Source organism: Subtercola sp. RTI3 (assembly GCF_035018625.1).
Taxonomy (GTDB): domain Bacteria; phylum Actinomycetota; class Actinomycetes; order Actinomycetales; family Microbacteriaceae; genus Subtercola; species Subtercola vilae.
On the sequence record NZ_JASJXO010000063.1, the window covers coordinates 1 to 22,827 of the forward strand.

At 62.0% G+C, this 22,827-nt stretch carries 23 protein-coding genes and 2 pseudogenes; 4 read left to right on the plus strand and 21 right to left on the minus strand.

What is annotated here, in order from left to right:
- Positions 1-46: 46 nt before the first annotated feature.
- A complete protein-coding gene (locus QN358_RS16830) occupies positions 47-328 on the minus strand; it encodes a recombinase family protein (RefSeq protein WP_323513026.1) in 282 nt (93 codons plus the stop codon).
- Positions 329-694: 366 nt separating this feature from the next.
- Between QN358_RS16830 and QN358_RS16835 the strand changes: the two are divergent.
- From QN358_RS16835 to QN358_RS16845, 3 genes and pseudogenes are all read left to right on the plus strand, one after another.
- A pseudogene (locus tag QN358_RS16835) lies at positions 695-1,897 on the plus strand (IS30 family transposase).
- 7 nt (positions 1,898-1,904) lie between these two features.
- Positions 1,905-2,204, plus strand: a pseudogene (locus QN358_RS16840) (ATP-binding protein); the annotation flags it as partial.
- A 125-nt stretch (positions 2,205-2,329) separates the two neighbouring features.
- Positions 2,330-2,494 (plus strand): hypothetical protein, encoded by a 165-nt coding sequence (locus QN358_RS16845; protein ID WP_416352021.1) that lies wholly within the window; start codon positions 2,330-2,332, stop codon positions 2,492-2,494.
- Between the two features lie 248 nt (positions 2,495-2,742).
- On the opposite strand, the gene QN358_RS16850 is transcribed toward QN358_RS16845, so the two are convergent.
- The 19 genes from QN358_RS16850 to QN358_RS16940 all read right to left on the minus strand — a co-directional run bounded on the left by QN358_RS16850 (position 2,743) and on the right by QN358_RS16940 (position 20,735).
- Positions 2,743-3,690, minus strand: a complete 948-nt coding sequence (locus QN358_RS16850; protein ID WP_323513027.1) for a VOC family protein — start codon at positions 3,688-3,690, stop codon at positions 2,743-2,745.
- A gap of 38 nt (positions 3,691-3,728) precedes the next feature.
- A complete protein-coding gene (locus tag QN358_RS16855; protein WP_323513028.1) occupies positions 3,729-4,808 on the minus strand; it encodes a 4-oxalomesaconate tautomerase in 1,080 nt (359 codons plus the stop codon).
- Positions 4,795-5,499, minus strand: coding sequence for a 4-carboxy-4-hydroxy-2-oxoadipate aldolase/oxaloacetate decarboxylase (locus tag QN358_RS16860; RefSeq protein ID WP_323513029.1), 705 nt, complete (start codon positions 5,497-5,499; stop codon positions 4,795-4,797). The genes QN358_RS16855 and QN358_RS16860 overlap by 14 nt, the downstream gene beginning before the upstream one ends.
- Entirely contained in the window at positions 5,496-6,218 is a 723-nt protein-coding gene (locus QN358_RS16865) for a PIG-L deacetylase family protein (RefSeq protein ID WP_323513030.1), read from the minus strand. Before QN358_RS16865 ends, QN358_RS16860 begins: the two co-directional genes overlap by 4 nt.
- 54 nt (positions 6,219-6,272) lie before the next feature.
- A complete protein-coding gene (locus QN358_RS16870; RefSeq protein ID WP_323513031.1) occupies positions 6,273-6,725 on the minus strand; it encodes a MaoC family dehydratase in 453 nt (150 codons plus the stop codon).
- The gene (locus QN358_RS16875; protein ID WP_323513032.1) at positions 6,722-7,615 is read right to left on the minus strand and encodes an amidohydrolase family protein; all 894 of its coding nucleotides are present in this window, start codon (positions 7,613-7,615) and stop codon (positions 6,722-6,724) included. The genes QN358_RS16870 and QN358_RS16875 overlap by 4 nt, the downstream gene beginning before the upstream one ends.
- A 2-nt stretch (positions 7,616-7,617) precedes the next feature.
- The gene (locus QN358_RS16880) at positions 7,618-8,547 is read right to left on the minus strand and encodes an SDR family NAD(P)-dependent oxidoreductase (RefSeq protein WP_323513033.1); all 930 of its coding nucleotides are present in this window, start codon (positions 8,545-8,547) and stop codon (positions 7,618-7,620) included.
- 49 nt (positions 8,548-8,596) lie between these two features.
- A complete protein-coding gene (locus QN358_RS16885; RefSeq protein ID WP_323513034.1) occupies positions 8,597-10,162 on the minus strand; it encodes a long-chain fatty acid--CoA ligase in 1,566 nt (521 codons plus the stop codon).
- Positions 10,152-10,598, minus strand: a complete 447-nt coding sequence (locus QN358_RS16890) for a MarR family transcriptional regulator (protein WP_323513035.1) — start codon at positions 10,596-10,598, stop codon at positions 10,152-10,154. Before QN358_RS16890 ends, QN358_RS16885 begins: the two co-directional genes overlap by 11 nt.
- Positions 10,599-10,630: 32 nt before the next feature.
- Entirely contained in the window at positions 10,631-11,626 is a 996-nt protein-coding gene (locus QN358_RS16895; protein ID WP_323513036.1) for a branched-chain amino acid ABC transporter permease, read from the minus strand.
- Positions 11,626-12,480: a branched-chain amino acid ABC transporter permease gene (locus QN358_RS16900; RefSeq protein WP_323513037.1), complete on the minus strand. Its 855-nt coding sequence runs from the start codon at positions 12,478-12,480 to the stop codon at positions 11,626-11,628. Before QN358_RS16900 ends, QN358_RS16895 begins: the two co-directional genes overlap by 1 nt.
- Positions 12,477-13,166: an ABC transporter ATP-binding protein gene (locus QN358_RS16905; protein WP_323513038.1), complete on the minus strand. Its 690-nt coding sequence runs from the start codon at positions 13,164-13,166 to the stop codon at positions 12,477-12,479. Before QN358_RS16905 ends, QN358_RS16900 begins: the two co-directional genes overlap by 4 nt.
- Positions 13,150-13,923 carry an ABC transporter ATP-binding protein gene (locus QN358_RS16910; protein ID WP_323513039.1) on the minus strand — a complete coding sequence of 258 codons (774 nt, stop codon included), beginning with the start codon at positions 13,921-13,923 and terminating at the stop codon, positions 13,150-13,152. Before QN358_RS16910 ends, QN358_RS16905 begins: the two co-directional genes overlap by 17 nt.
- A gap of 31 nt (positions 13,924-13,954) precedes the next feature.
- Positions 13,955-15,154 carry an ABC transporter substrate-binding protein gene (locus QN358_RS16915; RefSeq protein ID WP_323513040.1) on the minus strand — a complete coding sequence of 400 codons (1,200 nt, stop codon included), beginning with the start codon at positions 15,152-15,154 and terminating at the stop codon, positions 13,955-13,957.
- A 121-nt stretch (positions 15,155-15,275) separates the two neighbouring features.
- A complete protein-coding gene (locus QN358_RS16920) occupies positions 15,276-16,763 on the minus strand; it encodes an aldehyde dehydrogenase family protein (RefSeq protein WP_323513041.1) in 1,488 nt (495 codons plus the stop codon).
- Entirely contained in the window at positions 16,756-17,739 is a 984-nt protein-coding gene (locus QN358_RS16925; RefSeq protein WP_323513042.1) for an amidohydrolase family protein, read from the minus strand. The genes QN358_RS16920 and QN358_RS16925 overlap by 8 nt, the downstream gene beginning before the upstream one ends.
- The gene (locus QN358_RS16930) at positions 17,736-18,332 is read right to left on the minus strand and encodes a quercetin 2,3-dioxygenase (RefSeq protein ID WP_323513043.1); all 597 of its coding nucleotides are present in this window, start codon (positions 18,330-18,332) and stop codon (positions 17,736-17,738) included. Before QN358_RS16930 ends, QN358_RS16925 begins: the two co-directional genes overlap by 4 nt.
- 36 nt (positions 18,333-18,368) lie before the next feature.
- A complete protein-coding gene (locus QN358_RS16935; protein ID WP_323513044.1) occupies positions 18,369-19,535 on the minus strand; it encodes an alpha/beta fold hydrolase in 1,167 nt (388 codons plus the stop codon).
- A 90-nt stretch (positions 19,536-19,625) separates the two neighbouring features.
- On the minus strand, positions 19,626-20,735 hold the full coding sequence (locus QN358_RS16940) for a HoxN/HupN/NixA family nickel/cobalt transporter (RefSeq protein WP_323513045.1): 1,110 nt from the start codon (positions 20,733-20,735) through the stop codon (positions 19,626-19,628).
- Between the two features lie 158 nt (positions 20,736-20,893).
- On the opposite strand from QN358_RS16940, the gene QN358_RS16945 reads away from it, so the two are divergent.
- Positions 20,894-21,733 (plus strand): siderophore-interacting protein, encoded by an 840-nt coding sequence (locus QN358_RS16945; protein WP_323513046.1) that lies wholly within the window; start codon positions 20,894-20,896, stop codon positions 21,731-21,733.
- A gap of 9 nt (positions 21,734-21,742) precedes the next feature.
- On the opposite strand, the gene QN358_RS16950 is transcribed toward QN358_RS16945, so the two are convergent.
- Complete coding sequence (locus QN358_RS16950) at positions 21,743-22,705, minus strand: MBL fold metallo-hydrolase (protein ID WP_323513047.1); 963 nt, start codon at positions 22,703-22,705, stop codon at positions 21,743-21,745.
- Positions 22,706-22,827 lie beyond the last annotated feature (122 nt).

The following is a 22,827-nucleotide window of genomic DNA, read 5'->3' on the forward strand; positions in this document are numbered from 1 at the left end:
GTACAATTTTCCCTGACAAGACGGGCATTCTCGGTTTAACGCGCCGCTACACCCCGAGCCCGATCGGTGGATTGAGGTTTAGGGCCGCGCCGAGCGTAACGAGGTGCAGGACGGAGCGGCCGAGGCGGTCGAGCCTCGTGATGACGAGTTGGTCGCCGCGCCTGTTCGCCGACGCGAGGGCTTTGTCGAGTTCCGGGCGTGACGCCTTGGCGCCGCTGGCCCGGTCAAGGTAGATGTTCTCAGCGTCGACGCCGGCACGAGTGAGGGCGTCGATTTGGTGGTCAGGGTTCTGGTCCGCGGTTGAAACGCGGGCGTAGCCGATCAGCATGTGTCGAGAATACCTTAGTTGGTGGTTTGTCGGCGTTGTTTCACGGCGCGAGTTTTCGACACAGGTTTGGCGGCGTGTCGTCGGTAGGGTCGGGGTGTCGGTGAATGATCGTTTGTCGACACCCGCCTGGAGGGAGTTGCGTGTTCCCGTTCGGGATAGCCGGGCTATTTGCAGGCGGCGGCCGACGGGTCGGTTGGACCTGCGGCAATCGTTGCTTCAAGATCAGCTAATACCGCTTGCCCACCGGTCTCGGCGTTGTTGATGACAACTCGGGTAATCGGTGACCGGCCGTGTGTTGTCTCGGTTGTGTATGAGGGCGAATTCAGGTGGTGAGCGCAACGCCTTGAGTTTCGTGGGGTGTTGTCGATGGGTAGGCCGTGGTCGCCGTTGAGTGTTCGTTTGGTGTTTTGGAAGGGAATGGACGCGGGTCTGTCGACGTCTGTCGCTGCGCGGGCTGCGGGTGTGTCGCGGGCGACTGCGTATCGGTGGCTCGGCGAAGATCGGCAGGTGCTGCCATCTTCTCTTCAGAATTTCGCTGTCGCTCGTGCCGGTTCGTTGTCGTTTCGGGAGCGGGAAGAGATCGGCTTCCAGCTCGCCCGTGGCCAGGGTGTGCGGCAGATCGCGGCTGTGCTTGGCCGTGTGCCGTCGACGATCAGCCGTGAGGTGGCCAGGAACCGCGTCTATGACCGGTACGTGCTCTCGTTCGCTCAAGAGCAGACCTGGGCGCGGACCCGCCGGCCGAAGGCCCGGAAGTTGGACGGGTTAGCGTTGCGGGAGCAGGTGATATCGATGCTCACCGAACGGTTCAGCCCGGAACAGGTCGCGGGCCGGCTGCGGCTGGAGCATCCCGAGAATCCGGAGATGCAGGTGTCCCACGAAACGATCTACCAGGCGCTGTACGTTCAGGGCCGCGGTTCGTTGCGGCTGGAGGTCGCTACTGCTTTGAGGTCTGGGCGCGCCAGGCGCCGCCCGCAGAAACCAGACGGCCCAAGGCCCGGACGGTTCCAGGGCATGGTCATGATCTCCGACCGTCCGCCCGAGATCGAAGACCGCGCCGTTCCCCGGCATTGAGAGGGTGATCTCATCATCGGGTCAACGTCGACGAGGTCAGCGATCGGAACTCTGGTCGAACGGACCAGCGGGTTCGTGATGCTTCTGCATCTACCCGGGGATCACACCGCCGCTACTGTTTCCGCCGCGATGATCGAGGCCATGAACACCCTCCCGGAGCAGCTACGCCGGTCGGTGACCTGGGACCAGGGACGCGTTAACAGACGCGAAATGGCCAAGCACCAAGAGATCACGATGGCGACAGGGATGGCGATCTATTTCTGTGACCCGCACTCGCCCTGGCAGCGAGGCAGCAACGAGAACATGAATGGGCTGCTGAGGCAATATTTCCCGAAGAGCACCGACCTGTCCTTCCACGGGCCAGGAATCCTGGAAAACGTGGCTGCCGAGCTCAACGCACGACCCCGGAAACGCCACGGCTATCGCACTCCCGCAGAAGTCCTCACCGCGATACTCTCGAACCAGTCAGATCAAACCGGTGTTGCAACCACCACCTGAATTCGCCGACGAAGGCTGCCTCGACCGGGAGCTCGCATCCCTGGCGAAGAACCAGCTCCTCGCGATCGATGAATTCGGGTATTTGCCGATCGATACCGAAGGCGCCCGGCTACTGTTCCAAGTCATCGCCGACAACTACGAGAAACGGAGCCAGATCATCACAACAAATCTGGAGTTCTCACGTTGGGGAACCGTGTTCGGCGACGACAATATGGCCGCCGCCGTCATCGACCGCATCGTTCATCACGGCCGGCTCCTGCAATTCCGAGGAGAGTCCTACCGCGTCAAACACGCTCTCATGAAATAGGCACCAGCACCGGCCACGCAACCCAAACGCTCAACTGGCCGGAAACTGCGCCACCCTGGCCGGACTCTTATCGCCGAAATGGCCGAACTGAAGTTGACAAAACACACGACACCAAGCTGGTCCGCGTGACCACCGGAACGATCCGCCGCAAACTGGTCAACCTTCCCGCAAGGACCGCCACCAACGCCCGCAAGATCCGACTACATCTACCCGAAGACTGGCCCTGGGAGACCGCCTGGGCGGCCCTGTTCGGCCACGCCTACGACCCGCCCGGCGCCGCGACCATCTGACCGACCAGCCGACACCGGCGCAACCAGACAAAACGTGGAACACCACGGGCAGTAAGGCCCGCCCATCAGACGCGCCCACCACCGGAAATCCCGCTCCACCCGAAATCAGCCCCACTGACCAACCCGGTCGGTGGATTGAGGCGTAGTAGTTCCAGCTCGAATCGCGGCCGCCAGCCACGATTGGCTTGCCCAGCTCCAGGCAGAGAACATTGAGCTTGCCGATGAGGGCGGTACACCCCGGTAACTGGTCACACCAAAGGCGTACCGTGGTGATGGAACGACTCGATGGTCTTCATGCCCCATGCTTGGCCTTTCTTACGTTCTTCCTCGCTCCATTCGATGACCGGTTCGTCGGGGTCCAGTAGCAGGCGGGCCCCCGCGTTGGCCAATTCAATGCGGTTCCCGCCCGGCTCGTAGACGTACAGAAAGAACGTCTGGTTAATGGCGTGCTTGTGCGGTCCCGACTCGATGTGGATGCCGTTCTCGAGAAAGATGTCGGCAGCCTTGAGGATATCTTCGCGAGTATCGGGCGCGAATGCGATGTGGTGCAGCCGGTTGCCGTGCTTGGTCCAATCGTCGGAATAGACGATGTCGTACGACTTGTTTTGGAAGTGGAACCACCACGCAGCGAGCTTGCCGTTGTCGAGTCGAATTCGTTCACTTTCCCGACCACCGAGCGCGCGGGCGATGAACTCCCCGTTCGCCTCGACGTCTTTCGCCAAGAAGTTGATGTGATCGAGCCGACGAGCGTTAACACCACGCCCGGGAAAGCGTGACGCCTGGTTCTTCAGCACAGGTTTGTCGTCGGTCGCAACGTAGCGTTCGGTCTCGTAGTAGATGGCAAACGAGTGCCCGTCTGGGTCGCGGAAGGCGTACGTTGGCCCGGTGCCGACCTCGCCGTCGACCCAGCCCTCGCCGAACCCGGTCTGCTCGATCGCCGCTACTCGGCGCTCAAGCGCCTCCTGACTGGAGGCTCGCACCGACGTGCGTCCGACCCCGCCAGCGTTTGAGGCGGTGAGCTTGATCGTGTACTGCTCGTATTCGTCCCAGGTCCGCAGAAAGGCGGAGCCGCCCTCTTCGTGCACGACCCGCATAGCGAGCAGCTCTTCGAAGAACCAACGACTCTTGTCGAAGTCGGGGGTGAAGAGTTCGACGTTCGCGAGATGCGCGACATCGAACGAGGTGAACTCAGTCATACGGAATCCTTCGGGTCGAGGTGGAGTGGGTGTGGGCGTTAGAGTCTCGGGCGGGGGAAGACCGTGCCGTCGAAGATTTTACGAGCGGTGCGTATTGCGGCCGACCGAGTCACGAGCCATTCCTCGCCGGCCGGTTCGACCGCCACGTCGACGTCGAAATGCCCGGTGGGATGTTCGATCGAGAACCGCGTGCCGATTGCGCTCAAGTCGGCGAGCTCGTGCCCAACCGACCCTTCGGCGATCACACCAGCGCCCACGGTCAATGCGCCGAGCACCCCGATCGAGGTGTGCACCCGAACGGGTAAGAAACTCCGGGTCGAGATCGTGCCGCCGTGGTTCGGCGCAGAGAGCAACACCAGCTTCGGCACGGTGGCCGTTGACACATCGCCCATGCCCATGAGTCGGGCCGCGTGCATCCGAATTCCCGCCAGTCGTTGCCCGAGAGCACTATCGACCTCAAGATCTGCCGGGCTTTCTTGCCCGGTGAGCCCCAGGTCGGCTGCGCGCATGAGTACGGTCGGCATGCCGTTGTCGACGCACGTGACGGTGATCCCGCCGACCTCGTCTGTGACGCGGCCCGTCGGAAACAGCGCACCCGTCGACGACCCGGCGGTGCCCTCAAAGTCGAGCGAGATGGCGGCGGCCCTACCGGGAACCCCGTCGATCGCCAAATCGCCGTCGTAGTCGACACGGCCGCCGGGCGTCGCGAATGTCGCGGTCGCCACTGAATTGGTGTTCACCATGCGAATGCGCACGGTCGTGGTCTTCTCGCCTGCCGGTATCAGGCCGCGTTCAACGGCGAACGGCCCGATCGCCGCGAGCAGATTCCCACAGTTTTGTTTGTCTGTGACGAACGCCTCGTCGACACCGACCTGCAAAAAGATGTAGTCGACATCGGTTTCATCACCAGACGAGCGCCGAACCACGGCGACTTTGCTGGTCAGCGGATGAGCCCCGCCGAGCCCGTCGATCTGCCGCGGGTCGGGAGTGCCCATGATTCGCAGCAGGAGATCGTCGCGCTCTGCCTCGTCTGCCGGCAGGTCGCCCGCCAGAAAATAGGCGCCTTTCGACGTTCCTCCGCGCATGTAAAGGCAGCGCACGCCGTCAGCGGTCGCCATCAGCCCATTTGCCTTGTGTGACATACCGAATGCCGAGGTCGGCGAGCAGCCCGCGCAGGTCGTTGCGGTCGAGGCTGAGGTCGCCGTTCTGGTAGGCGGCACGTGCCCCCGCCTCTTTGGCGACCCGAGCCTCTGAGGCGAGCAGGGTCGTCTCTGCGTCTGCCCGCGGCACGCAGACCACACCATCGTCGTCGGCGACGACGATATCGCCTGGCCGGATGACCGCTCCGCCGACGACGATGGGAACGTTGACCGACCCGGAAGTGGCCTTCACCGTACCCTGTGCGTTCTGGGCGCTGGCCCACGCCGGAAAGTCCATCGCGCGCAGGTCGACGACGTCGCGTACACCGGCGGTGGTCACGATGCCACGAACGCCTCGATACTTCAGGGCGGTTGCGAAGAGTTCGCCGAACGAACCGTCGAGCGAGGGCGAGTTGCTGGCTACGACGAGGATGTCGCCGGCCTGGCATTGCTCGACTGCCGCGTGGATCATCAGGTTGTCGCCTGGCCAGCACAACACGGTTACGGCGGACCCCGCGACTCGGGCACCGTTCTGAATCGGATGCACGGTCGGGCCGACGAGACCGATGCGTCCCATCGCCTCGTGAACGGTGGCAACGCCGTGAACGGCCAGCGCGTCGATTGTCGACTGATCGGCTCGGGCGATGTCGGTGACGATGATTCCGGTCATGCCAGCACCGCCGTCACTTCGGGGTAGTAGCGCATGTACGCCTCTCCCAAAGTTTCATGCGGGAGGCCGAGGTTCGGGCCCGCGTTGCGCTTGATTTGAACTCCGCGCCGGATGGCGAGAGATGTGTAGTAGTCCCACATGTGCTTCTGAGCTGGCAGGCATTCCATCGCCTTGCGCTTCAGCGGAAAGGCATCTGTGATGTCGAGCAGCACGTTGGGTTTGAAGTCGCTCTGCTCGGGCTGGTGTGGCTCGAAGAAAAACAGCGGGGGAGCGCCGATGATGTCCTCGACTGAGGGGTACTCGCCGTCGACAGCGACGCCGATCGCCTGCCCGAGAATGCGAGCCTGGATGGCCATGCGGGCGGCTGCCGGATGGTCACCGTTGTATGGGTCGAGAAGGGGGTGCGTCAGCACGACGGTCGGCTGCACCCGGCGGTAAACGTCGACTAGGCGCTCCACGGCTTCCGGCGACTCCAGCAGAGGATAGTCGCCGAGGTCGAGGAATTCGATGTCGGCGCCCAGCTCAGCTGCCGCGGCTTCGGCTTCGTCGCGGCGGATTTTCTTGATCTCATCGAGTGGCTTTCCCTGCAGCCATTGGCTCGCTGACTCGCCTCGCTCGCCGTACGACAAGCACGCAATGACGGCTCGCTCGCCACGCATCGTGGCCGCTGCGATCGCGCCGCCGGCGCGCCACACGAAATCTCCGGCGTGTGCGCTCACCACGAGTAGCGCTGGTGTTATCTGGTTCATTGAAAACTCCATTTCGTTTGTCGGTCAGGCATAGAACCGGTGGATGCCCCGCGAGATCAGGGCGGGGCGTTCCTGCCCTTCAATCTCGACCGTCTGGTCGACGTTGATCTGTAGGCCGCCTTTCACTTCTTCGACTGAGGCGATGGTGGCAGTCATGCGGATTCGTGATCCAACCCGGACCGGGTTGATGAATCGCACTTTGTCGAGACCGTAGTTGACTTTCGCCGTCACACCTTCGACCTCGAGCAGCTCGGTCCAAAACGGAATCGTGAGCGACAGCGTCAGAAAACCGTGGGCGATGGCGCCGCCGAACGGGCCCGATGCGGCGCGTTCCGGGTCAGTGTGAATCCATTGGCCGTCATTGGCCGCTTCGGCGAAGAGGTTGACCCGATCTTGTGTGACGGTGACGTACTCGGTGTACCCGAGATCGGTGCCAACAAGGCTTGGCAGTTCGTCGAACGTGGTGGTGGTAGTCATTTCGCTTCCTTCTCTAAGCCGAGCAGTCTGACAGCGTTGGCCTTCAGAATGAGCGGACGAACTTCGTCTTTCACATCGAGCGCCTTGAAATCGCGCAGCCAACGGTCGGGCGCGATCAGCGGGTAGTCCGACCCGAAGAGTACTTTGTGCTTGAGGTAGGAGTCGGCCGCCCGCACGAGCTGCGGCGGAAAGTACTTGGGGGACCAACCAGACAGGTCGATCGACACGTTCTCTTTGTGCGTGGCGATCGCTATCGCTTCGTCTTGCCACGGTACTGACGGGTGAGCCATAACGATCTTCCAGTGGGAGAATTCCGCGGCGACCGTGTCTAGCAGCATGGGGTTTGACAGCGACAATCGCAGGCCTGCTCCGCCGGGAAGTCCCGATCCGATTCCGGTCTGGCCGGTGTGGAAGATGGCCGGCAGGCCGTATTCGCTGATCACACCGTAGAGCTTGAAATAGCGGGGGTCGCTCGGGTCGAAATTTTGCACGGTCGGATGAAACTTGAACCCGCGCACGCCGAACTCTTCGACCAGCCGCTTGGCCTTCGTGATCGCGACCGCGGGATCTGTTGGGTCGACGCTGCCGAAAGGAATGAGCGCATCGTTGTTCCGTGCGGCGCCGATGGCGATCTCTTCGCTACTGTTTGGCGGATGTCCGAGCGCTCGTTCAGCGTCGACGGTGAAGACGACAGCGGCCATCGATAACGATCGGTAGAGGGCGGCGATCTCGTCCAGCGTGGGGCGGCTGTCGCCGGCTTTGAAGTATTTGCTCGCAGCATCCACCAGCAGGGGAGGAAGAGCATTGTGTCCGGCGTCGTCGACCTCGACATGCACGTGGGTGTCGAGGGCGACGATGGAGTCGACATCGATCGCCGATTCGTAGACCACGGTCAAGCCGCTGGCTCGGGAGCGAATTCGGCCGGCAGGGGGGGGAATTCCTCGCCGATGCTCTGCTGTTTGTCGCCGAAGAGGCTTTCGAACTGCTGCTGCAGCGTCTCGTAGCTCCACCCGCCCGGCGCGTAGGCGCTCTCGACCGCGTCGGGGTGCGACCACAGCTGAAGGCGATCGCCGCCCACGCCGATGGCCTGGCCCGTCACGAACTGCGCCTCGTCACTCGACAGATAGGCGATCAGGCCGCCGACGTCGCTCGAGGTTCCGAATCCGAGGTCATGGCGGAAGAAGTCGGGCATCGGCTCTCCCCGGTCGGCTGCCTCGACCGCCGCCTTGAAGAACGGAATGGTAGCCGTCATCGCGGTTGCGGCGACCGGAATGACCGCATTCACGGTGACCTTCGCCCGAGACAGCTCCAATGCCCAGGTGCGCACCATTCCGACGATTCCGGCCTTGGCCGCCGAATAGTTGGTTTGACCGAAGTTGCCGCGCTGGCCAGTGGGCGAACCGATGCAGATGATGCGGCCGCCCTCGCCCTGCTCCCGGAACTCGACGGCGGCTTCACGAACACACGTGAAAGTACCGCGCAGATGCACGTTCACGACGAGGTCGAAGTCCTCGTCGCTCATCTTCCACAGCACAGTGTCGCGCAATAGGCCGGCGTTCGTGACGAGGATGTCGAGGCGTCCGAAGTTCTCTTTCGCCGCGGCAACAAGAGCCCGTGCCGTCTCCGTCGACCCGACTGCGGCGACGACCGCTACAGCCTGGCCGCCCGCTGCCACGATCGATTCGACCGCGTCGGTTGCCACGCCCGCGTCGATGTCATTGACGACGACCGACGCGCCCTGGCGCGCCAGTTCTTGCGCATACGCTAAACCCAGCCCTCGGCCGCTGCCGGTGACGATCGCTACCTTGCCTTCGAGGCTCATTTCGAACTCACTTTCGTAATTGGTGGTGGTTGGTTTTACGGCGGATCGCTTAGGACGATTCGGCGCCGGAGTAAGCGGCTTTGATTTCTGCCTTTCGCACTTTGCCGGTTGCGGTCATCGGCATGGTGTCCAGGATCAGAACCCGCTTGGGCAGTTTGTATCGGCCGAGGCGTGACGACAGATGCGTCACTACCTCGACGTCGGTCAGCGAATGCCCGGGCTTCACCGTGATGAACGCCCAGGGCACCTCGCCCCATCGGTCATCGGCGAATCCAATAACCGCTGCCGCCGCTACTTGCTGCAGCTCGACGATGATCGCTTCGATTTCAGCGGGATAGATGTTCTCTGAACCCGAGATGATCATGTCTTTCGAGCGACCCGACAGGTGCACGAAGTGCTTCTCGTCGAGGTAACCGAGGTCGCCGGACTTGAACCAGCCGTCATGGGTGAATGACCGCGCGGTCTCGTCGGGATTGTTCCAATACCCAGCGAAGACGTTGCGACCGCGCACCTGAATTTCACCGATCACGCCGGCGTCGTCCTGCTCGGCACCATCGACCCTCATGTCGACGAAGAAGTGCGGCAGCCCTGTCGATCCCGGGCTGACCTTGCTCTGCGCCGCGGAGACGCTGGTGATTCCCGGTGACGTCTCGGTCATGCCGTAACCGGCTGAGAAGGCCAGGCCGCGCTTTTCGAATTCGTCACTTACCCGGGCCGCGATGGGTGAACCTCCGCAGGTGAGCTTGCGCAGAGTACTGACGTCCGACGCGTGCCAGCTCTCGTGATCGCAAAGCAGTTGAAACGTGGTCGGCACCCCGTTGAGTGTGGTCACGCCGTACTTCTCGATGAGCCGTAGAGCACGCCCTGCATCGAACTTGGGCTCCAGCACTATGGCCCCGCCCTTCAGCAGAGTGGGTAGAACGCCCATGCTGAGCGCGGCAACGTGGTACATCGGTGAGATCATCAGCGACACATCGTCGCTGACATAGTCGTAGTCGACGAGTACGTTGAACGTGTTCCAGGTGAGATTGCCGTGTGTCAGCACCGCTCCTTTGGGCCGGCCGGTCGTTCCCGACGTGTACAGGATCAGCGCCGGGTCATCGAGCGTGACTGCTATTTCGACGTACTGCGGCCGCCCACTCTCCACCACCTCGTCGAAATCGCGGTCCTCAGCCCGGTCCTCCGCGACTTCCGGATGCTCAGCCGTGCGCACCCGGATGACCCGGTCGAGCGGTTGCAGCCGTAAGGCCTCGCCGACCATGGGCTCTAACACGTCAAGGTAGATCAGCGTGGTGCTCGCGGAGTCGCCGAGCATGTATGCGATCTCGGCGGCGGCGAGCCGGGCATTGAGGGCCACAGTGACGGCGCCGAGCTGCGAAACAGCAAATAACGTTTCGAGGAATGCGGGATGGTTTTCCCCGGCGAAGGCCACATGGTCGCCTGCACGCACCCCATTATTGGCAAGGGCATTGGCTAGGGCATCCACTCGGCGATCAAGTTCGTCGTACGTGATCAGGCGGTCATTGAACACAATGGCCGTCTGCCCGGCGGACTTGTGTCTGCGCCGATGCAGCCAAGAACCGAGTCCCTCGCTGCGGGCAAGCTCAGCGCGCATGAGAGCCGCCCAGAGCGACACGACACGCACGGAGGCTATCGTAAAGGTTCGAGATCTGCTCAGTCGAAAGCCCCTCGGTCATTCTCGCTTCGATCGCGTCGACGGGCTCACGCAACCGGCCGAGCATGGTTACGGCTTTTTCGGTCAGGGTGATGAAAAACTGCCGACGGTTCTCTTCGTCCCGGCGTCTGGTAATCAGGCCGTCGGTTTCAAGTCCGTTGACCAGCTGCGCCATCGACTGAGCGCGCACGAACGAGTTCCTAGCCAGGTCGGCCGACGTGAGATGGGGGTGACGTTCGACTACGGTCAGCGCGGTGTACTGGGCGAGGGTGAGACCTTCAGTCGCGACGATCTCATCCATTTGGAATCGGGTCGCTGATTCGAGCTGTTTGATGAGGTACACAAGCGTTACCTGGGCCTGATTTGCTGCTGTCATATCGACTCCGTCACGATCTATGTTCTCTTTCATCACAGTATCGATTCGGTAAGTCGAGGAGCTGTCTCGGGACGGCGGCAGGTGAATAGACCGACGATCTTCGGCCATAGCCCGCCCGGCATGAACAGCAAGAAGACCATCAGAACGACGGCATACGCGATGTACTGCAGAATGGTTCCAGCAGTCGGCGGCAGCGAAGGGATATTGCTCGCGGAGTTCAGCAGCTGCACGAGTGCTGTGATCAGCACCGCCCCGACGACGCCGCCCCAAATGGTGCCGAGTCCGCCCACCACGGCCATGATCACGTAGGTGAAGGATGCCGATGCCGGAAACGACTCCGAGCTGACGTAGGGGGTGAAGAACGCGCTGATGCCGCCGGCGAGACCGGCGAAGCCGCCCGCCAGAGCGAACACAGCCAGCTTCGTTCGAAGGATCGGCACCCCCGACGACGCGGCAGCAGACTCACTGCCGGCGAGTGCGCGAACGCCTCGACCGAACCTGCTCGCCACGACATTGCGGGAGATGAGGATGACTACGGCGAGAATGGCGAGCGAGAAGTAGACGTAGAACAGCTGGCCCGAGAACGTGAAGGTGCCGATGCCGAGTTTCGGAATGCCGCCGATACCGACCGCGCCTCCGAAGAGCGGAACGGCCGAGATGAGTGCCTGCACAAGCAGCAGCACCGCAAGTGTGCCGAAGGCCAGGTAGTGCCCGCGCAACCTCAGGAGCGGAAGGCCGAGCAGGTATGCGAAGGCAGCGGCAATCAACGGGGCAGCGATGAGTGCGAGCAGGGACGGCACATGGAACCGCACTGTCAGCACGGCCACCGTGAGCGCTCCGATCGCGACGAAGGCTCCCTGGCCGAGGGACGCCTGGCCCGCGTACCCCATGAAAAGCGACAACCCGGTGACGACGATGGCCGCCAGGATCATCTGAACGTACACAGAGCGGTCCGCCATGAATAGGGGAGCGATGACGGCTATGACGGCAACGGTCAGGATGATGATGGACGATGTGATCTTTCTCATCACTTTGCCTCCTCTACAGTGAGACTCTTGTGCCGAACGATCATCACGACGAGAAGCATGATCAGAGCGACGACGGTTTGGAAGGAGCCGCCGAAGTAGCCGGCGACGAGCTGCCCTGCGACGCCGAGAATAAGGCCGCCGACCAGGGTCAGCCAGGGGCTCGACAACCCTCCGAAGACGGCAGCGGCGAACCCGCTCAACGCGAGTGGCAGGTCCGAGGTGAAAGAAAGCGGGCTGTACGGTGCTGTTACGACACCGGCGAGCCCGCCCAGCAGGCCCGCGATGCCGAAGGCGATCAGACCCATCTTGCGTGTGCTGATTCCGACCAGTGCGGCAGCGCGGGGGTTCGATGCGGCAGCAGTAAGCCCTTTGCCGAGGTAGCTGTAGCCAAAGAACAATCCGATGATGATGAACGCAACCGCTGCGACCGCGACGGCTAGCAATCGTTGCGTCTCGATACTGGCCCCGAAGATGTCGACGGAGCCGTCGAGCCCGGCGGGCGAGAGGGGCGTCTGTCCCCAGATCAGTACGACGAAACCGCTGGTCAATATCGACAAGCTGAGGGTGATCAGCAACGAAATCATTGGCGGGGTGCCACGCTTGCCAATGGCGATCGCCCCGAACAGCACCCCCAACGCGCCGCTGATGACAACGGCAAGCAGCTCGGCGATGCCATGCGGCAGCGCGGTGTTCAGCAGCGAGTAGGAGGTGAGACCGCCAACGACCGCGAGCGACCCTTGGGTGAAGTTCACCACGTGGGTAACCCGGTAGACCACGACGAAACCGCTGCCGATGAGCGCAAAGGTCGCTCCGAGCGTCAGCCCCGATATCAAATAGATGAGGAACGATGTCATGATGCTTCTTTCTGAGCAGGTACCACTTCGGCGTCCAGCCCTCCGAAGTAGGCGTCGGCGAGGGCCGGATCCGCTTCGAGATCCGAGCACAGGCCGAAGGCGACCACCCGGCCGGCCTCGAGTACGTACCCGCGAGTGCAGAGCCGGAACGCGAGCTCGATTTCCTGTTCGATCAGCAAAATGGTTGTGCCGTGTTCGCGGTTGAGGGTCGTGAGATATCCGGCGAGCTCGGCGACGACGATCGGTGCCAGTCCGAGCGAGAGTTCGTCGATCAGTAGCAGATCCGGCTGTGCCATTAGCGCGCGGCCGATCGCGACCATCTGCTGTTGACCGCCCGAAAGCGTGCCCGCCTTCTGCTTGCGGAAGCGTTTGACGTCGGGCAGCAGATCGTAGATCACAGAGGGGTCTTTGTCTTTTGCTTTCCAGGCGCCGAGTTTGAGGTTGTCTTCGACCGACATGTCGGCGAACATCAGGCGGCCTTCTGGCACCTGCGCCACTCGACCGCCGACATCGAGACAGCCGGAGGCGATGGGAACAATTCCGCTGGCAGCGTTCACGAGCGATGATTTACCGGCGCCGTTGGGTCCGACGAGGGCGACCATCTCTCCTTGCTGGACCTCGAGCGTCACGCCATCGACCGCAACGGCCGAGCCGTAGCGGATTACGACGTTAGTGAGTGACAGCACGGGGTGCCTCCGATCCGAAATAAGCGGCGATGACGCGGGGATTGCTGCGCACCTCTGTCGGTGCGCCCTCCGCGATGACTTCGCCAAGGTCGAGCACGGTGATTGATGTCGCTAATCGCATCACCATCTTCACGTCGTGTTCGATGAGGATGATCGTCATTCCGCCCGCCCGAAGCTCTGCGATGAGGTGTGAGAGATCTGCGCGTTCGACCTCGCGTAGGCCGGAGGCGGGTTCGTCCAGAAGCAGCAGTTTGGGGTTGCTGGCGAGAGCCCGTGCGACTTGCACGCGGCGCTGCTGGCCGAGCGGCAGCGACTCCGCCGCGCGATCGGCCCACTCGGTCAGACCAACGCGGGCTAGAGCATCCTCGGCAGCACGCCTGATGTCTTTTTCTTCAGCCCGTTGCCGGGGGATGCGAAGTGCCGCAGCGAGGGCGCCGAACTTCGTCGTTGCGGTGGCTCCGACCATCACATTCTCGAGGACTGTCATTCCGGTGAACAGCCTGGCCCCTTGGAAGACGATAGAGATTCCGAGCCGTGCCCTGCGGTGTGCGGGCAGGTGATCCACCCGCACACCGTTAAAGCTGATCGTGCCACGTTGGGCCTGGGCATGGCCGCTGATGAGGTTGAACAGCGTAGACTTTCCGGCCCCGTTCGGGCCGATGATGCCGCGAAGTTCACCTGCTTCAACATCGAGCCGCACGTCTTTTACTGCGTAAACTCCGCCGTAGGCCCGCGAGAGGCCGGTTATGGTGAGCACGATCGGATCCTTATTCCTTGAGATCGAAGGATTACTTCGGGACGTTCGTCGCCATTTGAGCGATCGAATAGGGAGTTGCCGCGAACTGGCCGTTTTTGATTTCCACCACCACCACGGCAGACGAGTCGAGGCCAGAGTGGTTGGTCGGTGTGTAGTTGAACCGACTATTGAGGGTGAGAACGCTGAGGTTCGAGAGGGCGTCCGTGATTGCGGCCCGGTCGGTGGAGCCGGCCTTGTCGATGGCGGCGGCGGCGAGCTGGATGCTTGTGCCGGCGTCGAACGCGAACTGGGGCGGGTAGGCGCCGTTGTGCGTCGTGGCCCACGTCGAAGCGAAGTTGTCCACAAGCGTTTTGAAGTCGCCTGCGGGAATGTCGCTTCCGGCCATGGCGGTGTTCGCCGAGAGTTCAATTCCTTCCGCGGCCGCACCGACGGGGGTGATGAATTGCTGGGAGGCTTGAGCGCCGGTGCCGAGAATCTGAATGCCCTGGCTTGCCATCTGCTTAGCCAGAATGGCTGGGGCGGCTCCCGGCCCCCAGATCTGGAGAGCGTCAGCACCCGATGCCTTGACGTGCGTGATCAGTGGGGTGAAGTCGGTCGCGGTGGCATCGAAGCCCTCCTGCAGAACCACGTCGACGCCGGCCGCTTGCGCGTCTGTCGCTGTGGCGTTGGCTGCGGGCTGCATCTCAGAGCTTTGACTGAGGTAGGCGATCGCAAGCTTCTTGACCCTGGTTGACTTGTAGAAGTCAGCGAGCGTCTGGCTGACGACTGCGGTACTCGCGGCCACGCCGAACGCATACTTGTTGCTTCCACCCACGTACGCGCTCACCGGCCCGATCGACAGCATAGGAATTTCGGCGGACTCAGCGCTCGAACCCGACGCCGCCGAAGCTGCAGCACTGACTGAGGAGAGGATCAGTGAGACGCTGGGGTCCGCGGCCTCCTGATTGAACAGGGCCACCGACTGCGTGACGTCGGACGTGTCGTCTTTCACGACCAGATTGATCTGCCGCCCATCGACTCCGCCTGAGGAGTTCACCTGATCGACGACCTGCTTCGCCGCCGCCGTAGCATCGATGCCCAGAGACGAGAGCGAACCAGTCAGAGGGGAGATCATAGCGATGGTGACCGGGTCGCTGCTGCCAGTCGAGGTTGAACCTCCACCGGCACTACAGGCCGTGAGAGAGGCGATCGCTAATACCGACATTGCCCCGATAATTATTTTTTGCTTCATTGCAACTCCCGCTTTTGCGTCTTTGAAAACGTGGGTCGATCAGTTCGGATAGGGCGGAAGATCTCCGCATAACAGTCAGTCTACCTTACAGTCAGACAAACTGTCTATCGTGCACGGGTTGTTATCGAAGCGAGATGACGACGGACTTGGTCTTGGTGAACGACTCCAGCGCCTCGGGACCGTTCTCGCGCCCGAATCCAGAGTTCTTGACCCCGCCGAACGGTACGGCCGGGTCAAGCAGTGCCCAGTCGTTGACCCAGACGATCCCTGCTTTCAGCGCAGAAGCAACGCGGGGAATCCGGTCGACGTCGGTCGTATGGAAGCCGGCGGCCAGGCCATAAGCGGTGCTGTTTGCCAGCATGACAGCTTCGGCTTCGCTGTCGAACGCCTGAATCGTCACCACGGGTCCGAAGACCTCTTCTTGCACGATTTGTGAGGAGTTGACGGCGCCGACCACGATGGTCGGTTCGTAGTAGAAGCCACCGCCGATGTGCAGGCGTCGGCCGCCGAGAACAACGTCAGCACCGTCTTCTCGAGCGCCCGCCACGAACCGTTCCACGTTCTGCACGTGGCGCTCACCGGCCATCGGTCCCATCTGGGTATCTGGATCGAAGGGATCGCCCACGACCACAGCGCCGAGTAGCTCGACCAGCCGAGCGACGACGATGTCGTAGAGCGGGCGAGCCACCAGTACACGCGGTGCGCCCATGCAGAACTGACCGGAGTTAAAGGTGGCGCCCGTAACCAGTGCCGGCAGTGCGCGCTCGAGATCGGCATCGTCGAAGAGGATCTGTGCTCCGTTGCCGCCCAGTTCGAGGCTCACCGACGTCAGGTTCTGGCCGGCGGCCGAGGCGACGAGCCGGCCGACGCCCGTCGAACCGGTGAAGGCGATTTTGTCGACCCCCGAGTGACGAACGAGAGCGTCTGCGACCGAGGCCTTCGTGCTCGTAAGCACGTTCACTACGCCGTCGGGGACGCCCGCCTCAGAGAAGATTTGAGCCATGACGATGGCCGATAAAGGGGTGTCTGGAGCTGGCTTGTGTATAACCGAGTTACCGGCAGCCAGCGCTGGCGCGATCTTGTTTGTGCTGAGCACGAGGGGAAAGTTGAAGGGAGTGATGGCGGCGACGACGCCGTAGGGCTCCCGTTGCGTGTAGGCGAGCGCACCGAACGGGTTGTTGCGCACTGAGCCGTCGAGTGTCTGGGCGAGCGCTGAAGAGTATTCGTACTGATCTGCGGCGGTGAGAACATCCACTGGTCGGCAGAAGGTGACGGGCTTGCCGACGTCGGCGCTTTCGATCGCTACCAGCTCGTCGGCTCGTTCGCGCATTAGGTCGGCGACCTTGTGTAGTACGCGTGCTCGAATACGGCCCGGCAGGGCAGCCCAGCGACCGTCTTCGAACGATGTCCGGGCCGATTCGACGGCGAGGTCGACATCGGCTAAATCTGCCTCGGCCACGGTTGATATGGCGTTGCCGGTTGACGGATCGATGACGTCGGCGCGTTCGCCGCTTGATGAGTCGCGCCATGATCCTGCAATGTACAGCTGCCCGGGATACAGCGATGGATGGTTGACGAGTGGATCGCTCGCTGTTTCGAGATCAGACATTGTCGGCGCCGTTCGTGTATTGCGGGAAAAGTGACAAGGCGTTGGTTCGGTCGATGAGACGGCGGTCGCTGTCGGTGAGAAGGTCGGTTGATTCGATCAGCGCGACCTGCGTGGCGATGGTCGGCTCTGCGGTGAAGGGCCAGTCGCTCCCGAAGAGCAGGTGGTCGATGTCGATCAAGCCGAGCACTGAGAGCAGCTGACGCGGCACGGGAAAGCCCGCGAGGTCATAGTAAAAGGAGCGCAAGTGGCCTAAGAAGTCGATTTCGTTCGTTGGTGCAGGCAAGAGTCTCGAGCTGATTTCGGCGACCCGGTCCGCGATGGATGCAATGGACCCGCCCGCGTGGGGCATGATGAAGGTGCAGTTGGGGTGTGCGTCGAGCGTGCCGGAGAGAATCAGGTTCGAGATCGCCCGGGTGGTGTCGAGCAGGAATTCGACGATCGGCGCCGGCCGCCCCAGGCACAGCGCGTCACCGCAGGCGGGCCCGGTCGGATGCACGAAGACTTTCGCGTGCCGGTCGGAGAGCACCTCGAACAGGGGTCGCATCGCATCGTCGCCGAGATATTGCCCGTTGTTGTTGGTGAATAGCACGACTCCGTCGGCGCCGAGCTCGTCGAGCGCGTAGACGGCTTCTTCGATCGAGGTCTCGACATCGGGCAAGGTGACGGAGGCGAAGAATCCGAATCGACCCGGATGCGTCTCACGCAGTTCGGCGCTCTCGCGGTTCACGGCTCGGGCTAGACGGGCTGCCACCTCAGGGTTGCCGAAGTTCACGCCGGGGCTTGAGACTGAGAGCAGTGCGGTTTCGATTTGTCGCTCATTCATGAATCGGATGTTTTCGTCCGCGCTCCACCGGGGCATGGCAGGCATTCCGTCGGGTTTCGAGTGGCCGGCCGCGAGGGCCGCTTCACGGTAGATTTCGGGAATGTAGTGCGTGTGCACGTCGATGCGGTGACGCTCGACGAGTGACGTGCTCACTGCGCGGCTCGCTGATCGAGCGGGGGAAGAAGAGTACCGTCATTGGTCGGCATGGCGCCCCACTTTTGTTTTGCCGCGAGAACCTCCTCCTGGGTGAGTGCGCGATGCGGACCGTTGGGCACTGTGTTCGAGGTCGCCGGGGAGCTAAGCGCCTCGAAGTACTTCTCGAATCCGCCCGGAGCGGTGACAAGCAAGAACTTTGCGAAGGGTGAGATCACGCGGAACTCGTGGCGGGTCTGTTCGGGAACATAGGCGAAGCTGCCCGCGGTCATCGCCTCGGCTACCGTGTCGCCGATAGCGAAATCCATCTCGCCCTCAATGACGTAGAACGCCTCTGAGGTGTCTCGATGCGTGTGCCCGGGCGCGGCGAAACCCTGCGGTGCAAGTTGTTCGACGATGCAGAATGCTCCGTCGGAGTCCAGCGCGCGGGCTTTCATGGTGAACAGGGCTTCCATGAACCAGGTCGCGGGTCCTGTGCCTGGCCTCAGCACATAACCGGGTGCCTTGCCATCGGGCGTGCCGCCGAAGCGTACGGGCGAGACGGGGTCGTCGTCGCCGATTTCGACGGGTGGGTTGAGGAATGAAAGCGTCATTGATCCGATCCTTGGTTTGTGGTGTGGGTGCCCGGTTTAGGCCTTGACGGGAGTGGGATCGACGAGTCCCTCGTCGATCAGCAGTCGGTTAACGAACTGCATCGCACTGAACGCGCGCGGAAGGCCTGCGTACAGCGCGAGGTGCTGCAGCGTTTCTTGGATCTCGGTGATAGTGAGGCCGTGGCGTAGGCCAGCTCGCACGTGAATTCCAATCTCATGCTCTGCCCCGAGGGTGACCAACGAGGCGATCGTCGCCAGAGAGCGATCGCGCCGGCCCAGGTTCGGCCGTGTCCAGACCTCACCCCAGCAGTAACGGGTTAAGAAGTCTTGGAACGGTTCGGTGTAGGCGTTGATCGACGCGATGGTGTTGTCGACGTGCGCATCGCCAAGAGCCTCACGACGGCTCGCGTAACCGGCGGTCATTGTCGCTGCGGACTCGAAGTGCTCGAGTAGCGCGCGAAGCAGCAGTCCGGGCTGCTCAACAGTAACGAGGTGGCCGGCGCCATGAATCATGCTCGCGCGGCTCGAGGGAATGAGGTCAGACAGGTCCGAGAGGACTGCTGCTCGAACCTCACTGTCATTCCGGCCTGCAATGAATAATGTCGGTGCTGTCACCCGAGCAAGGTCAGGACTCAGGTCAGTCTGCGCCTCCAATGCCGCCAGTCGCGCGAACTTGTCGGCACTGAGTGCGCCGATTTCCGCACCGAGCTCGGTGACGAGTGCACCGTTGCGCTGCCTGAAATCTGGCGTCAGCCAGCTCGCTGCGAGCTCGTCGGCCACGGACCGCTGGTCCCCGCACGCGACCCGGTCGGCTCTGGCTTGCCAGGTCGTCGGATCGGCGACCTTCGCTGCGGCTCCGACAACCGCGAGTCTGCGCACCCGGTCTGCGTGATGGACTGCTATCCAGAGCGCGATCTGGCCACCCGCACCCAGCCCTGCGAGATGAACTCGGCGCGCGCCGATCGCGTCGATCGCGTCGATCACATACGAGCCAAGCGCGGCCAGCGTTTCCTCCGCACTGACTAAATCCCCTGTCGGCATTTCAGCGGCACTCACTGGGTCGAGCTCGAGCACCGAATACTGCTCCGAGAGCGGGCCGATCAGCTGACGCCATGAAAGGCTCGAGCAGCCCAGCTCGCTCAGGACGACGAGAACAGGCGCGCCAGCGGCACCCTCGGTCGTTGGTTGGAATGATGACGTCATTGGACTCTCCACACTTTGTCGAAGCTTCTTTGGTTCTGCGTGATCAGGCACACCGACGGCACCTAGCGACGCAATACACAGTTTACCTGATTATTGCGTCGAGGACGAGTGCCGCCATGCTGAGACACGCCGCCCCACGACAGCGACCAGCACAAGCAGGATGAAGGCCCCCACGATGATGAACCCGAGCAGGTTTAAGTCGACTGACCCGAACCAGTCCCAGACATCTCCAGAGAGGTGGAACACCTGAGCGGCAAGTGTCACCAACTCCGTGGTGCCGATCGCTAATGCAATGAGTATCGACAGCGCGGTGATGGCAACGTTGTATCGGACTTTCAGTACGACGTCTGACTTCATCCAGCCGTAGGCGGAGTGCATAAATACGCCATCGATGGTGTCGAACAAGCACATCCCCGCAGCGAAAATGATCGGGAGGCAGAGGATTGCATACCACGGCAAGCTGCTGGCCGCGCCAAGACCGGCCAAAACGAGCAACGAGATCTCCGTCGCGGTATCAAACCCGAGCCCGAAAAGCATGCCCAGCGGGTACATCTGGCCCTCACGACTGACGACAACGCGACGAAACAGCCGGTTAATGAAGCCGCGATTGGCGAGTTGCTCGTCGATTTTTGCCTCGTCAGTTTGCTGGCGGCGCGACCTGGCCGACAAGCGCAGAATGCGTAGCAGGACGACAATATTCACCACGGAGACGGCATAAAGGAAAAAGCCCGACACCGACGCCCCCCACATCGACATGATCTGGTGGAACTGGGAATTTTGGTCCTGCACCGGGCCGACAACCGAGCGGACACCGAAAGCCAGCAGAAGCGCCATGACGAACACGACGCTCGAATGGCCAAGAGAAAACCAGAAACCGACCGACAGCGGCCGGCGGCCATCCGCTATAAGCTTCCTCGTTACCCCATCGATGGCGGCGATGTGGTCAGCATCGAAGGCATGTCGCATGCCGAGGGTATAGGCAGCCACCCCAACTCCGACACCGAACGTCGTCGTTCCAACGCTGAGGTTACTCGGCACCACAACAAGCAGCAAAACCCCCCATCCGATAGCGGTCAGGGCGATCACGACCGCCGCCATACCTGCCAACCGAATGGCGTCGCCGTGTCGGTAACGGGCACGAATCACTTCGGCGGACTTAGGGAGTGAAGCCGTCGACGCGACGGACGGAACGATATTCATCTGCGATTCTCTCGACTATGAGACAGGCACACGCCAACGATCGCGGTCCTCTGCGATCTTCCAAAAATACTAGCAGGTAAACTGACTATGTACAGGATGACATGTTCGCGGCAAGTTCCTGCGAGCGAACCGGCCGCGAATAGTGAAAGAGTGAGAAAATGAATGAGACTGACCTGAACACGAACACCAGCCGCACCGTGAATCGAGTGAGGTACGAGCCCCGATCTCGTTCACTCACTGTGATCCGAGTAGAACCGCTCTCGCCCACGATGGTACGGATAGCGCTCAGCGGCACCGACCTCGAGAGCGATTTTCCGATTCACCCGTTAGCGGCCGCCGACCACGTCAAGCTCGTCTTTCCTGACCCGACGTCGGGCTTGCTGACCCTACCGGCACCCGGCCAACTGCGCTCGTTACGGCCGAACGGCGAACCATGGATTACCCGCGACTACACGATTCGTGCCTTCGACCACGAGCGCCGCGAGCTGTCGATCGATTTCGTGCTGCACGATCACGGCCCCGCCGGACGATGGGCACGCGACGCTCGCGTGGGTAGCTCGCTCGGCGTACTCGGTCCACGCGGATCACGCGTTTACCCGACCCAGTATTCGCACTATCTTCTCGTTGCCGACGAAACTGGCGTGCCCGCCCTTGAGCGCTTCATCGAAGAACTGCCGCACAGCATCAACATCTCAGCCCTGATCCAGGTCGGGACGACAGAGGAAGAACGTGTCCTCGAGCGCACCGGACTCAAAATTGTCTGGTTGCACGGTGGCTGTGGCGACAATACGAGAGCAATGGAAGCGAGCATTCGAGAGGTCATCGATACGGTGGGCGATGACGTTTTTGTTTGGGCTGCCGGCGAGGCCGGTGCACTCAAACCGGTGAGAAGCCTCCTCCTCGATGAGCTAGGTCTCGACCGTGAACAGGTCGACTTGCACGGCTACTGGCGCGTCGGCGCCGCAGGCAATATCGGCCATAAAGCGCTGGAGCAGTAAAAGCCGAGATCAGAGACCCGACGCTACCGCGTCACGACCCTCGGCGGTTGCCAGGTACCGGCTGTGGAAGACGACCTGTTGCAGGGCCGAAGCAAGACGCATCCCGGTCAAGCTGTCCCATCCCCCTTTCCACGACAGCCGTTGCGCCATCTCCCAAGGAGTTCGTGCGGGCTCCGAGGCGTAACTGGCGATCTCACGCGTTCGCCTCAGGTGATGCTCGGCCGTTGCGACACAGCGCCGCGCCAGACCGCGAAAAGTCTCTTCATGCCCCGGCAGCACCTCATGATCGTCCAACGCAGCGACCTTCTCAAGCGAACGCAGGTAGTCACGGACAGGATTCGACGACGCCGCAGCGCCGAGCCCGATAGCTGGGTAGATCGTCGGCAGAACGTGGTCACCGATCATCACGAGTTTGAGATCATCATCGCGCAGCGCGATGCTGCCAGGTGAATGTCCGGGAAGATGAACGACCACAATTCTTCGCCCACTAATAGGCAGAACATCACCGTCGGCTATTTCGAGATCCACTGCCAACGCAGGTCTCGCACCTCGCTGAGAGACCGTCTCCAGCAACTGCGCTCGGGCTTCCATCGGAACACCCCAGCGGCCGTAGCGTCGCGCCCAACTGCGGCGCTGCTCGGGGCGACGGATATCGTGCTCGGCGATCACATCGGCGGCATGCAAAGCGACAAGGGCATCCGTCGCCTCTCGTAGTCGGTTCGCCAAGCCTGCGTGATCGGGGTGGTAGTGGGTCAGCGTGATAGAGGCGATGTCATGCACGCGGAATCCCAGGGACCTGACCATGTCCGTGAGCAATAGTTCGTTCGAGTCAGAACCGGTACCCGGGTCAACTACATGCAGGGCGCCCGCGTCATCTGTGATCAGGTATGCCAGGGAGTAACCCAATGCGCGATCCCTCATGGGTACACGCAACGACCAGATGCCATCCGAATGCTTCACACACCACATCATGCCCTGCGAGTCGTGGCGTCGCTGGCAACTGCTTACGAAACTATCGGTTGCGTCCCTGTGAGTGGTGTGGTTTCCCCGGTTTCGAGCGTCGGATCGTCGACGTGAAGAGCCACCGTGTGATG